The sequence below is a fragment of the Pseudoalteromonas sp. MMG012 genome (genome assembly GCF_018100875.1).
GTDB classification, from domain to species: domain Bacteria; phylum Pseudomonadota; class Gammaproteobacteria; order Enterobacterales; family Alteromonadaceae; genus Pseudoalteromonas; species Pseudoalteromonas aurantia.
Genome location: NZ_JAGJEF010000047.1, coordinates 25,616 through 39,198 on the forward strand (window position 1 = coordinate 25,616; position 13,583 = coordinate 39,198).

At 40.4% G+C, this 13,583-nt stretch carries 9 protein-coding genes; 5 read left to right on the plus strand and 4 right to left on the minus strand.

Annotated elements, in window-relative coordinates:
• Positions 1-27: 27 nt before the first annotated feature.
• The gene (locus J8L97_RS15130) at positions 28-1,164 is read right to left on the minus strand and encodes a LamG-like jellyroll fold domain-containing protein (protein ID WP_211050833.1); all 1,137 of its coding nucleotides are present in this window, start codon (positions 1,162-1,164) and stop codon (positions 28-30) included.
• A 280-nt stretch (positions 1,165-1,444) separates the two neighbouring features.
• On the opposite strand from J8L97_RS15130, the gene J8L97_RS15135 reads away from it, so the two are divergent.
• Positions 1,445-1,768, plus strand: coding sequence for a hypothetical protein (locus tag J8L97_RS15135; protein ID WP_211050835.1), 324 nt, complete (start codon positions 1,445-1,447; stop codon positions 1,766-1,768).
• A gap of 102 nt (positions 1,769-1,870) precedes the next feature.
• A complete protein-coding gene (locus J8L97_RS15140; protein WP_211050841.1) occupies positions 1,871-2,518 on the plus strand; it encodes a hypothetical protein in 648 nt (215 codons plus the stop codon).
• Between the two features lie 93 nt (positions 2,519-2,611).
• On the opposite strand, the gene rapA is transcribed toward J8L97_RS15140, so the two are convergent.
• Positions 2,612-5,506 (minus strand): RNA polymerase-associated protein RapA, encoded by a 2,895-nt coding sequence (gene rapA / locus J8L97_RS15145; protein ID WP_211050842.1) that lies wholly within the window; start codon positions 5,504-5,506, stop codon positions 2,612-2,614.
• 280 nt (positions 5,507-5,786) lie between these two features.
• Here rapA and J8L97_RS15150 point away from each other — a divergent pair, with 280 nt between their 5' ends.
• The 3 genes from J8L97_RS15150 (at position 5,787) to J8L97_RS15160 (ending at position 11,951) form a co-directional block, all read left to right on the plus strand.
• On the plus strand, positions 5,787-7,193 hold the full coding sequence (locus J8L97_RS15150) for a PhoH family protein (RefSeq protein ID WP_192506619.1): 1,407 nt from the start codon (positions 5,787-5,789) through the stop codon (positions 7,191-7,193).
• A 135-nt stretch (positions 7,194-7,328) separates the two neighbouring features.
• The gene (locus tag J8L97_RS15155) at positions 7,329-11,048 is read left to right on the plus strand and encodes a hybrid sensor histidine kinase/response regulator (RefSeq protein WP_211050843.1); all 3,720 of its coding nucleotides are present in this window, start codon (positions 7,329-7,331) and stop codon (positions 11,046-11,048) included.
• Positions 11,049-11,951, plus strand: a complete 903-nt coding sequence (locus J8L97_RS15160) for a diguanylate cyclase domain-containing protein (protein ID WP_210996018.1) — start codon at positions 11,049-11,051, stop codon at positions 11,949-11,951.
• A gap of 48 nt (positions 11,952-11,999) precedes the next feature.
• Here the strand turns inward: J8L97_RS15160 and J8L97_RS15165 are convergent, their stop codons facing one another.
• The gene (locus tag J8L97_RS15165) at positions 12,000-12,380 is read right to left on the minus strand and encodes a DUF3192 domain-containing protein (RefSeq protein ID WP_211050844.1); all 381 of its coding nucleotides are present in this window, start codon (positions 12,378-12,380) and stop codon (positions 12,000-12,002) included.
• A 151-nt stretch (positions 12,381-12,531) separates the two neighbouring features.
• Positions 12,532-13,479, minus strand: a complete 948-nt coding sequence (locus J8L97_RS15170; RefSeq protein ID WP_211050845.1) for a D-2-hydroxyacid dehydrogenase — start codon at positions 13,477-13,479, stop codon at positions 12,532-12,534.
• Positions 13,480-13,583 lie beyond the last annotated feature (104 nt).

Sequence of the window (13,583 nt, forward strand, 5' to 3'; positions counted from 1 at the left end):
AGGGGATTCTTTTAATCACCAACGAGGTTAGAGCTTGCCACCCTTATGCGCAATGTTGTAGCAATGACGAGGGTTACCTTTTAAATAATCCGCCCGTATGTCTTCAGAGGTGAGTACTTTGTGGTGTAGTGAGATTTCTCCAATAGCACCTTGGAATAATCCCGACAAGTATGATGAACGGCTACCAATACGTAACGGCATATCATTGGCTAGTGAGCCCTGACGGTCGGTAGGGTTGTGACTATCAATATAACTGCCGTTGCGGTAAAAGCGGATCCCTTGAGCAGCATCTCTGTCGATTGAAACCGCAATATGTTGCCATTCATTAGTCGCAACGAATGCACTTGAGTCGTAAAAGGTGCAGGATGAATTGGGTTTTTGACAATACCATGTGCCTCCACCGTCGGCCAATTGTAACGCTAGGTATCCATCATCAATATAAAATGCGTAGCCATGAACATTATCGATTTGATTCTCAAAACGTTTATCTATTATCAGGTGTTGACCAAGTGAGCGCGTTCTGACCCATGTTGAGATAGAGAAATCCCCTTCGGAAACGTCTAAAATATCTTGGTCAGGTAATTCCACATAATCATCGTATCCATCTAAACAAAACGCTAAGTTATCAGTGGGGGTAGCCAAGTGAATACTACTATCCGTAATTTTCGAAATATATGACGTGGGTATTGCCGTGTTGCTACTATCTTTCCAGGATAGTGCGAGCATGAACATCATTAGTAGGAATAGTAAAAATGAGATTTTTTGTGTTTTTACTAAATTAAACCTTTGATAAATTGGCTTTTTTTTGTATTTTAGAGGTGAGTCTATAAAGTAACCCTGACCTCGCCTATTTTTTATATAATCATACTGCTGTGGGTGCTCTAATTGCTTTCTCAAAATACTTATTCGTTGCTTGACGTTTTCATCGCCAGTGACAACATCACCCCAAACAAGTGTAAGTAGTCGATTTGTTGGAATAGGGGTTGGTGAATTATTAATTAAACAAATCAGTAGCTTATAAGATAGTTCAGAAAGGTTTAGATCATATTTATCACGGTACACTTTACGCGTTTCAAAACAAATAAATAAATCAGATATCCAGACACCTCGATATATTTGATCTATTACATTTGCTGGGGCTAGTTGTTTGGCGCGATCATTCATGTACTTTTACGTGTATTTTTTTTTAATATAGCAATGTTACCTATTTTTTTAGCAAATTTACCAGAGTATCTAGGTTATTTTCCTTTTTTACTTTAACTTTTACCATCTTTTACTCGCTGATTACGCTGTTTTATGTAAAAGTTAATATTCAGCCCATTAACAACATACCGTACCTTGTTGATGGGTTATTGAAAAATATACAACTTAATGGAAGAGGCTACCGACATTTTGGTAGCGGGTAAAAGATTTAGCATTATGCTTACAAATGGATGAGGAGGCAGTGTCGAACACGTTACTTAGTGTTATGGCACAAATAAATAATATGGAAACTTATGACGTTTTAGTACCGAAATTCGGTTTTAATTTGGACAGAAGTAGCGTTTTTGAAAGTATCAAACACGAAAAGTTAAAAGCCTCACCACGCTTACAAAGTGCGTTATTGCAGTTAAATAAGTATTCAATTAACATCAATCATCAACTATTTTTCTTACGCTACTTTCAATCAGGGCTAGACGTTGCTGAATATCATCATGATTTTCATAAAGCGATAGCACTGCATGCGATTGGTGTGCCTTCACAACAGCTTGATATTAAAAACCAATAGTCTCAAGTACAGCAAAATTATCGTGCAATAGAGTGGGCGAAGCGAAAAGGGAAATCTCATTCAGGGTGGCAGCATGGAATAATTCGCCATTTAGAATGGCTTTTGCACCGGGGTGATAAATTTGCCGGTGAAAATGCGAGTTCATGGCCCGTTACTGAACGAGAGCATGACTGTAATATTGACCCTAATTGGCTAGATGATTGGTTTGACTATGTCAATAAATCACAGGGTATAGAACGTACGCTCATATCTTACGAACAATTATGCATGATCCGAAATCCCACAGGTGGCTGTACATTATTGGAAAACGTATTTTTGGAAGCAAGGCTGAGCGATTTGCGAGCAGAAAAAAGTTACTGGCTGAGTCCAAAATTTTACTATCTAAATGAATGCCGCAGTACAACAGAAGGTGGTTTTAGTGATCTTGGAAACCTGATTTCACAATGGGAATTAAAATTTGAATGGTTAGCGGATAAGCAGCGATACATTCATCATGCTTTACAGGCCTTTAATGATGACTTTGATGCCATACTGCAATCAAAAGCAATGCCTGCCGGCTGGCACGAATTGAAAGCGATATTATTGTCTACACCGATTATCTCCATGGAAGTAGCCCATACTTATCTTGAAGCATCAAGTTTTATGTTATTGCAGGTTAAGCATGTTTCGTCGTTAGATGATATGACCGTGTTTGAGTGTACGGCTGTTTTCAAGTTATGGGAGCGTTGGGACAATATTATGAAATTTTAAATCATGACAGCGGAGCAATTAACAAAGTGCAAAAAGCCACGTCATTAAGGGCGTGGCTTTTGATTAATAGTGGTTTTACATTATGAATGCGTTTTAATGAGACACAACGATTAAGCGTATAGCGTCAAGTTTTAATTGTGCTTTTTCTATGTAAACGCCAAGTTCGGTTCTTTGCTTTTCAAAGACTTGAACTTCTTCATCGCGGATATTAGGGTTAATTGCTTTTAATGCCGCTAAACGAGATTGCTCTTCACTCATAGTCGCGTGCATTTTTGTTATTGCATCTCCCCTCAGGGTATCTAACTGAACATTTGCTAATTCAGTCGCTTGCGTAATGAGTGGGTGAATGGCACTTTGCAATGCATTAGCCAGTTTACTTGCTGTTTGACGACCAACAGCAGATAATTGACTATTAAAAGCATCGAACGCAACATTTTCAGCCAGGTTGTTACCTGCTTTATCGAGTAATACACGCACTGGTGTTGGCGGTAAAAAGCGACCAACCTGTAGCACTTTAGGTGCTGATGCTTCGGCAATATAGATAAGCTCAACGAAAAAAGTCCCAGCTGGTAATTTCTTATTTTTCAGCAAGGCGACAGATGCACAACCAAAGTCATCATCACAGATCATATCCATGGCACCCTGTACCATTGGGTGATCCCAGCTGATAAAGTGTGCATCCTCTTGCGACAAAGAAGTATCTCGATCAAATGTGACGGTAATACCATCTTCTTTTAAACATGGGAAAGAGGGGTTGAGCATATGTTCAGTCGGCTTAAGAATGATGGTATTTTCACCTTTATCTTCTTGGTTTACACCAAAGGTGTCGAATACGTTGATCATGTACCCTGGTAAGATCACGCCATTATCCAGTTTCTCAATTTCAGCAACCAAAGAGTCAGCGCGGCCCTGACCGCTGGAGTGAAGTTCAAGCAGTCGGTCACGACCTTGCTCCATTTGAGCACGTAATACTTGGTTTTGTTTGGCGGCTTGTTCAAGAAGTGGATCAAGCTCCTCTTCATCACAGTTATGCCCACCAATAAATTCAAGTAAGTCTTCGCTAAACTCTTTATAGAGCATTTGCCCTGTCGTACTGGTAGTTTCAAACGCATCTAACCCTTCATTATACCAGCGGAGTAAGACTTCTTGTGCTGTATTTTCAAAGTAAGGTACGTGGATATTCACATCGTATTTTTGGCCAATACGATCTAATCGTCCAATACGTTGTTCGAGTAAGTCAGGGTTGAGGGGTAAATCAAACAATACCAAATGATGTGAAAACTGGAAGTTACGACCTTCAGAGCCAATTTCAGAGCACAGCAATATTTGCGCTGAGTCGTACTCATCAGCGAAAAACGCCGCAGCACGGTCACGTTCAACAATAGACATGCCCTCATGGAACACCGCAGCTTTAATGGCTTCTCGTTCACGTAGGGTTTGTTCAAGACTGATTGCAGTTTGTGCTTCAGCACAGATCAACAAAACTTTTTCATGTTTAAGTGACTTTAGAGTGTCAATTAACCAGTCGACGCGCGGGTCAAATGCGGTCCAGCCACTCCCTTCACCTTCGAACTCCTGAAAAATCTTTTCTGGGAACAAAGCCCTTAATGCGGATTTTTCAGCACTTTGGATACCACCCATATTCCCAAGGACCGACATCGCTGTTTTGTATTGCTTCGGAATTTCAACAGGGTAACTGTGTAACTTTCGACCCGGATATCCATCAATACCGCTGCGACTGTTACGGAATAAAATTCGCCCTGTGCCGTGACGATCTAACAACATTGATAGAACTTCTTGCTTCGCTTGCTCATCACCAGATTGTGCGTTGACCAATAGGGTACTGATATCGGTTTCTTGTAGCAAGTTAACAAGGGTTGCTTCTGCTTGGTCGTCTAGCGCCCCATCTTGTAACAGTTGATTGGCCGCCTCTGCCACTTCTTTGTATTGGCTTTCTTCCGCAACGAATGCGTCGTAATCGTAGAATCTATCAGGGTCTAACAACTGTAATCGAGCAAAGTGGCTTCGGTGACCTAATTGGTCAGGCGTTGCCGTGAGTAGGATCAGGCCTGGGATATCTTGGGCAAGTTCAGCCATACGAGCATATTCAGTACTGGGCTTATTATTCTCGATTGTTAAATGGTGTGCTTCATCAATGACGAGTAAGTCCCAATCGGCTAAGGTTGCTTGTTCAAACCAGCGACGTTTTTTTGCAATGAACTCCAGACTCACCAGTACGAGCTGCTCGGTTTCGAATACGTTTGGAGAATCAGCAAAAGCTTCATCGCATCGCTCCTCATCAAAAATTGAGAAGCGTAAATTAAAGCGACGAAGCATTTCTACTAACCATTGGTGTTGTAAATTTTCAGGCACAACAATTAAGACGCGATTTGCACGCCCGGTCAGGAGTTGCTGATGTAAAATCATACCAGCTTCGATGGTTTTACCTAAACCAACTTCGTCAGAGAGTAATACGCGGGGAGCAAAGCGTTTGCCCACTTCATCTGCAATGTAAAGTTGGTGTGGGATCAAGCTGGCTCGTTGGCCTACAACGCCTTTTAAATGTGACTGTTGGCGTGCAAACTGATGTTGCCACGTTTGGTATCGTAACGTGTAGCGGTCAAATCGGTCGACCTGGCCTGCAAATAAACGGTCTTGTGGTTTATTAAATTTAATAAAGTGATCAAGAAACGTTTCTTTTAAAGTCGTTTTTTCTTCGGTATCAAGACGAATACCGTGGTAACACAATAATTCACCAACAGGTTCAATTGTTTCGACTTGTAGCTCCCACTCATCGGCACTGCGAATAATATCACCTGGATTGAATACCACACGCGTTACAGGCGCTTCTTGCATTGAGTAAACGCGGTTTTCTCCACTGGCGGGGAATAATATTGTCACTTGGCGGCCTTCTAATGCCACGATGGTACCTAAGCCTAAATCTGACTCAGTGTCACTTATCCAGCGCTGACCTAAGGAAAAATTCATGTTCGTCTCGTTTAACCCGAAAAAAGGCGGCTATGTTACCCGTTCATTTAAGCTTGTTCAATCTTGTTTATTCATTGCGAATGTGCCTATCTCTATTCTTTTTACAGTTCTTCTAAATTATTGAGATCTATTTGTATTAAGAACATAAATTCACTTTCGGTTTGTCATAAAACGGACTTTTATGACAAATAGACTAAACTTGGGTTATAGCCAGTACGTTTGATATTTCATCAAGAGTATTGGGTATAGCATGAATATTTGCAAACGATAGGATGACGCTATGGGAAAAGATCAAGAACTCGACAAAAAAATGTACGTACTTGACACCAACGTGCTGCTTCATGAACCCCTCGCTTATCTATCTTTTCAAGAACATGACGTTGTCATACCAATGACAGTACTTGAAGAGCTAGATCATATCAAAGACAGAAAGCGCGACGTGAGTCGTGACGCTAGAATTGCAATTCGTAGTTTAGATGGTGTACTCAAAGATGCATCCCCAGAGGAAATGTTAGATGGTGTACGTTTACCAAGCGTACAATCGAGTAATGAGTCTGGGCCTTTGTCGCGTGGAAAATTGATTATTGTTAATGATCATTTATTCCCAGATAGCATTTCAGGCCTGCCAGGTAATGAGAATGACCACATTATTATAAATTGCGCCGTCAGATTACAAAAACAACATGCACATACTAAGGTGGTTTTAGTCACCAAAGATATTAATATGCGTCTCAAGGCCAAGGGTGCTGGGCTGCAGTTTGTAGAAGACTACCGAACGGATCAATTAATTGATGACATTAAGTTATTGAGTTTAGGGTATAAAAAATTCACGGGCGACTTTTGGCAAAGTGTAGGAGCTTGCACATCAGAGCAGCAAGGCCGATATACGTTGCACCATGTGCCTAAAAGTTTGTTGCCAGATGTTTTTTGTAATGAATATTTAGTCGATGACAGTGAGCACTTTGCGGCACGGATCACCCATTACGATGAGACGAACATTACCTTTAAGGACTTGGGGGTAGAGCGGTTAATGCATCAAAGTGCTTGGGGCGTGCAACCAAAAAATGTGTATCAAGGTATGGCAATGGATGCATTGCTTGATCCAAACATTGAATTGGTAATATTAACAGGCCCAGCCGGGTGTGGGAAAACTCTGTTAGCACTTGCCAGTGCGCTGGAAATGATCATTGAAAAAGGGGTGTATGATAAGGTTATCGTTACGAGAAATACGCCTGAAATCGCAGAGAGTATCGGGTTTTTACCAGGTACCGAAGAAGAGAAAATGGCCCCATGGCTTGCTGCGATCACGGACACACTTGAAGTGCTTCATAAAAATGATGAAAGTCCTATTTCAAGTCGTAATTATATAATGGAGAAAGCCAATATTCAGTTTAAATCGGTCAATTTTATGCGTGGTCGCAGTATTCAAAACGCCGTAGTGATTTTAGATGAAAGCCAGAACTTAACCGCATCGCAGTTAAAAACGATTATTACGCGTTGTGGAGAAGGGACCAAATTAATATGCACGGGTAACTTAGCCCAAATAGACAGTAATTATTTAACACCTCTCACATCTGGCTTGACCTATATTGTTGAGCGTTTCAAACACTTTGAAGGCAGCGCAACGATTAATTTAAATGGGGTTGTACGTAGCAGATTGGCGTCTTTCGCTGAGGAAAATCTATAGCTCTTGCAGTCTTAGGCCACGGAACGGCGGTGGCCTTTCATTTCACCAAAAGCAAGGTGTTTCACTATTGAGCCTTGCTTATCATTACCTTGCTCGTTATTGTGTTGGGCATAGGGAATCATTTAGCTATCCTTTATGGACTTTGATCAAGCGTTCTTACCTTTAAAAAAATATCATCAAGCGATTGCTGTGACTTTAAGTATCGCGATGCTTGTGGCCGCAATTTTATGCCTGCACTTGTACCATATAAAACTTGAGCGAAGTTATAATGACAAGGTTGTGCATTTTCAGCGTTTAAATGGGCAGTTAGATCAAGCTATGTCTGCGGCTGAAACTGTATTTCAAAGTGTCTTTATTAGCCTTGAGCAGCCGCTCAGTTATCATTTTGATCCATTTATCATGGCGACAATTGATCAACGGGCAGATTACTATTATCGAAAATTGCCGCATGGTGCAGGTGAGGTGATAGGGCAGGGGCGCTTTTTAAATAACCCTCAAGCTTATCGACAATGGCAACAGGTTATGGCACTAGGGCCTGCTTTTAATACAGCGTTAGCGTTAATCTTACCGGTAGATGCACTCGCTTACGTCAAAGATAATGGTTTTGCATTTGTAAAGCGCCGTTATCACAATGAAAGTCATTTATTGACGGCATTACTAGAGGGGAAGTTGTCACCTGATTTTTCTGAGCAAATGTATAGTAGTACTGGTGTAGTAGAAATTAACGGTAGAACCTATTTTGCGATAGGACAGCGTCGTTCAAGTACGTCAAATGAGCATGTTTTACTGGTTTATAATACGCAAAAAGTGTTGGCGTGGTTGAATCAAGTCGGTCTACCTAAAACGGTTGCTACATTATTAAATAAACACCAGCAAAACTTACTGACCCACCATGAGTTTTTAACTGAATCACAGCAACAGCACGAACGGGTTGCACCGTGGTTAGGTGGAATTCACCTTTATAGTGAGAAATCAACAAGGCCAATTGATTTAGCGTTTAAGCAAACAGAGCAAGATTTTAGAACGCCAATTCTATATGAGATAGCACTAGAGTTACTTTTTTTAGCCAGCTTTATAGGGGCTACATTCCTGGCAGTTACGTGGCTGAGTAATCGGATATTTATTCGTCCGGTAAGTCATTTTGTACGGTACCTTACGCTGCAAGAGCAGGCACCAAAAACAACGTTCGATTATATAATTCCTGAGGACTGGCAGCCTTGGTTTGCAAAAATTAAACGGGTAGTGACGCAAAAGCAAGAATTACTCGAGCAATTAAAGCAGCATAATGATGTTTTAGATGAGCAAGTGCAAACGCAGAAGAAACAGCTTGCGCGCTCGCTTGATATAAAAGAGCGTCAAGCAGCTTTACTGAATACCATGTTAGATAACATTCCAGATTTAATTTACTTTAAAAATATCGATGGGTCATTTATTGGGTGTAACGCAGCTTTTGAAGCATTTCTTAAAGTTAATAAAAGTGAACTGGTTGGCAAAGAGTTGCACGAGGTCACAGATAGATTTGCAGAATTGACCATGCTAGAGCAATGTATGCGAGAGCAACGGCACTCGCTGACAGAAACATTGCTTTTGCAAGATAAGAGCTACATGTTTACTGTGGCGCCATTTTACAATGAACAACATAGATTAATAGGTAGCTTTGGAGTAGCTCGGGACGTCACCGAACAACAGCAAGTGCTCAAATCATTGCAGACCTCAGAAGAGAACTTTAAAGCGGCAATGGAGTATGCACCAAATGGTGTGATCTTAGCCTCGATTGATGGAAAAGTATTGAGCTTAAATAAAGCAGCAAAACGGTATTTAACAGAGCATCAACCGAAAATGGGATCCTTGTTATCCAGATTATTTGATGAGCAAAGCTACAAGGCGTTAACTGAAACATTTGCAGTATTACTAGAGCAAAATAAAAAGGCGGCTGAACTTACGATGCCTCAGTCAGGGCCTTACATGTGGCTGCAATTAAGTATTTCTTTGGTGTGGGATAAGCAGCGTCAGCCAAAATACTTTGTTATTCATCTACAAAACATTACTCAGTTAACAAGGGCTAAACTCGATGCGGAGCGAGCTACTTTAGCAAAAAGCCGCTTTATTGCGAATATTAGTCATGAAATTCGTACGCCAATTAACGTCGTACTTGGACTGGTTGATATAGTCAAAGAGCAAGGCTTAAATGAAACCCAAAATGCACAAATGGGTCAAGTGAGTTACGCGGCTCAGCAATTACTCGATATGCTGAACAGTATTTTAGCATTTGCTAAAGTGGAAAGGCACCAAGAGAGCGTAAGAGTTCATGAGTTTGAGATAGTAACACTCGTTGATGATTGCTATAAATTGATGGCGCCCTTATGCGCTCAAAAGGGTCTACAACTCACTATTGAGTTGAAACACTCAGTGCCGCCCACGTTCAAAGGTGATATGCAAAAAATAAAACAAATCTTAATTAACTTATTGAACAATGCCATAAAGTATACCCAAAGAGGGAAAGTTGTATTGGCCATTATTCAAGAGCAGCAAAATAGCGGCGAGCAACGTACTAAATTCAGTGTTATAGATACCGGGCAAGGGATTAAAGAGGTGGATCAAGAGCGGCTGTTCGATGCGTTTACCCAAGTTGATGAATCCTTGTCTCGTAAACATGACGGGATCGGGCTTGGCCTTGCCATAGTAAAGCAAGAAGTTGCATTACTAGGTGGAGAAATTCAGCTGAACAGTCAATATGGACAAGGCAGTGAATTTTACTTCTCATTACCATTGGAAGTGGTGCCATTACTTTCTAGAAAGACCGACGTTCTTTGGTTTACGGGTAATAGTATGAGGTTCGTTTGTTCTGATCTTAATGTATGTATAGAGCAGGATAAAATGAGTGTGTTACAACATCTAAATGATCAACCAGCTTCATATCTAGTCTGCGAGAGCGCGGTGCAACTTGATATGCTAGGTGTGCATTGTGAGCAGGGTTGGCTCGATAAGCTTGTTAGTGTCTATGTACCAGAAAGCACACCGATAGAGAATCTTAAAGTGATCAGCAATAAGATTAAGCAGTTTCCTCATGTTGGCTATGCTCAGAGAATATCAAAAGATATTGAACAGCAGTTGAAGCAAAAGCCACAATCAAGATGTCAAGATGTCAATGTAACGGGTAGCTTATGTTTAATTGTTGATGATAATGAACTAAATTTAGATATCACAAGCAATTTGTTACAACAGGTGTGTGTAAATATCGTACGATTGAATGGCGCGCAAAATATTGTTGAAATAGTATCCAAGTTACAGCCAGATGTGATTCTAATGGATGTACAAATGCCAGAATTAGATGGCTACCAAGCAACAGAGCTATTGCGCAAAGCGTTGCCAGAGCAACCTGTTGCCATTATTGCATTAACCGCCAATGATAATGTTGGTGAAGTCAATAAAGCGCTGAGTGTTGGCATGAATGATTACTTAATTAAACCCGTTGAAAAAGGGTTATTAAGTGAGACATTAGCTCTTTATGTTACCGCAGAAACTCGGTTTTTTGATCGCGTATTTGCGCTTGAGCAAGTAATGGGTAAAGAACCGTTTTTAATCACAATGTTAGAAAAGTTTGCTAAGCTAAGTACAGAGTATTTACATCAGTTAGATAATTGTGAAAGTCATAAAGAGGTTTCATTATTAGCTCATAGTATCAAAGGCGCAGCTGCAGGGTTGGGGTTTTGCCGATTAGCCGAGGCAGCTAAGGTACTAGAATTACATATAAAAACCTCGAATAAAACACCAGATGAGGTGCTTGTTACAGATCTAAAAATGAGATTACAGCAAGTTGAGTTATTTTTAACGATAGGAAGTCTAGGGGATTAAATGCCAAAGATTGCTCGTATTTTGATTGTTGATGATGATCCGCTTAACCGCGTGGTTCTAGACAACACGTTATCTGAAGATTATCAAATATCACAATGTGAAAGTGCAGAGCAGGCGCTGGCGTTTCTATCTAGTCATGAGATAGATCTCATTATTTCAGATATTCGGATGCCAGGGATGTCTGGCTATGATTTATTAGAAAAACTAAAAACACAGCAACATACTTACGCAATTCCAGTCATTATTATTTCTGCAAGTAATAGCTATAATGATGAAGCAAAAGGCTTACAAATGGGAGCAATGGATTATATTACTAAACCATTCAGCCCACTTATCGTTAAAGCAAGAGTGAAAAACCACCTAGCGATTAAGCAGAAGAATGATTTACTTGAAAAGTTAGCATCGATTGATGGTTTGACAGAGATTCCGAATAGACGTTTATTGGATGAAACATTGGCTAGAAACTGCCAGATGTGTGCGGAATATGAAAAAACGCTGAGCTTATTGTTAATTGATATTGATTATTTCAAAGAGTTTAATGAATTTTATGGTTATTCTGCTGGTGATGAGTGTTTGGTTAAAGTAGCACGCGCACTTGAGCATGTGACTATTGAGCACCTAGGGTTTGTGGCGCGCTATGATGGCGTTCGGTTTGCGGCCATACTTACAGAAAGTACCAGTGACAGCGCTGAAAAAGTTGCATCTCAGATGCATGATGCAGTTGATAGCCTGTTAATAACCCATAGCACGTCGCCCATTTGTGCTCACTTAAGTATAAGTATCGGCATTGTACATATCACCACAAACTTTAATGACAATGAACAGCAAGTATTTAAGTTAGCGGATAGCGCCTTACAACAGGCACATCAACATCAAGAACGTATAGTATTAATCAATAGGTAAATCCTCACCTATTGATTAATCGTATTCAAGGCTTTATTTGCCGCCTAGTTAAAGGTATTCAGACACCGCACTTGCGCCGTATCCAACCAGTTTGCCATTTTTAAATACCAATGGCGTGCATTCATCTTTGGTAATTTTACCGTCTGAATGTTTGCTGTTTGTGGCGAAATACAAGACTTGATACACGTTATCACCTTTATTGACTAAATCAGAAAATTCAGGAGTATCGAATTCTTGCAGAACCGTTTGATATGCAACGCCGTTCTTTAATCCGGTAATTTTATCTCTATTAGACTTCTGATGTTTTTGCCAACCAGAACCGCGATGGTCAGAAGCCCAGCTGTGTTCAGCTTCGCCATCTGAGACTGCGACAATACAGCCACTTAAGAAAGGTGTTGTTAGTAGTGCGGCTATAAGTAATTTCTTCATTTTTATTTGTTCCTGGATAGATAGTGTTTTTTTAATTGCAAATAATTTGCCAGTTATTTTCACATTAAAAATCAAAAATTTAGAGTTTTCTTTATTAAAAGGGATTTATATAGAAATCAAAAAATGGTTAATTTGATGATTTATTAGTGTTTTATACTACACGGTTGATATGTTCACCATTTAAAAAGCACTTGATATTGTTAGCAAGAGAATGGATCAATCTATCAATAGACTCTTCAGCAGCCCACGCATTATGTGGCGTTAGTAGTAGGTTATGACCTGAATATTCAAATAGCGGGTTATTCTTTTGGGCGGGCTCAATGGATAGTACATCTAGCGCAGCACCAGCAAGTTGCTGTTCATTTAAAGCACTGACTAATGCGAGTTCATTTACTATGCCACCGCGAGCTGTATTAATAAGTACGGCGGAAGGTTTTAGTTGTGCCAACACGGATGCGTTAAATAGATCTTTCGTTTCATCATTGAGAGGACAGTGAATCGAAATGATATCAGCAGATTTAATGGCATCTTTGAATGCCACTCTGCCCGCTCGGATTGAACGTGCATTGGGTCGTTCAGCTATGATCACGTGTGCACCAAAAGCCTGAGCCACGTTTGCAATGGCTTTGCCCAGTGTACCATAGCCAATAATAGTGAAGTTCTTGGCTGCGATTTCTTTTATTGGATAGTCTAAACGACAAAATATATCGCTGCTTTGCCATTGTCCATTTTTACAATCAGCAATATATCGATGCATATTACCCATTAAATTGCCCAGCAGTGTAAAGGTGTGTTGGACAACCGCCGAAGTTGAATACCCAGCAACATTACACACCGCGATGCCTTGTTTTTTGGCTGCACGTAAATCTATGTTGTTAGTGCCAGTGGCGGCAACGCAAATTAACTTTAATTTAGGCAGTGAGGCGAGTACCTTACTGTTGATTACAACCTTATTACTGACTATCACATCTGCGTCAATGCAGCGGGTAATTATTTGTTCGTGTGTCGTGTTCTGGTAAGTCACTAATTCACCGAGCAACGTTAGCGGTAACAGAGAGTTATTTGCGAGTGTTTTCGCATCTAATAGCACAATTTTCATAAACGACCTTTGCTATGCTTGACCTTGGGGTTTACTCTAAGGTTTATACTGTATCACAGTAAGGAGAAAGATATGAGAATAGGTCAATTATCTAACGCATTAGG

Excerpts from the sequence above, each read along its gene's own strand:
- J8L97_RS15130 (WP_211050833.1), bottom strand. The coding sequence starts at position 1,164 with ATGAATGATCGCGCCAAACAACTAGCCCCAGCAAATGTAATAGATCAA.
- rapA (WP_211050842.1), bottom strand. The coding sequence starts at position 5,506 with ATGAATTTTTCCTTAGGTCAGCGCTGGATAAGTGACACTGAGTCAGAT.
- J8L97_RS15150 (WP_192506619.1), top strand. The coding sequence starts at position 5,787 with ATGGGAAAAGATCAAGAACTCGACAAAAAAATGTACGTACTTGACACC.
- J8L97_RS15155 (WP_211050843.1), top strand. The coding sequence starts at position 7,329 with ATGGACTTTGATCAAGCGTTCTTACCTTTAAAAAAATATCATCAAGCG.
- J8L97_RS15160 (WP_210996018.1), top strand. The coding sequence starts at position 11,049 with ATGCCAAAGATTGCTCGTATTTTGATTGTTGATGATGATCCGCTTAAC.
- J8L97_RS15165 (WP_211050844.1), bottom strand. The coding sequence starts at position 12,380 with ATGAAGAAATTACTTATAGCCGCACTACTAACAACACCTTTCTTAAGT.
- J8L97_RS15170 (WP_211050845.1), bottom strand. The coding sequence starts at position 13,479 with ATGAAAATTGTGCTATTAGATGCGAAAACACTCGCAAATAACTCTCTG.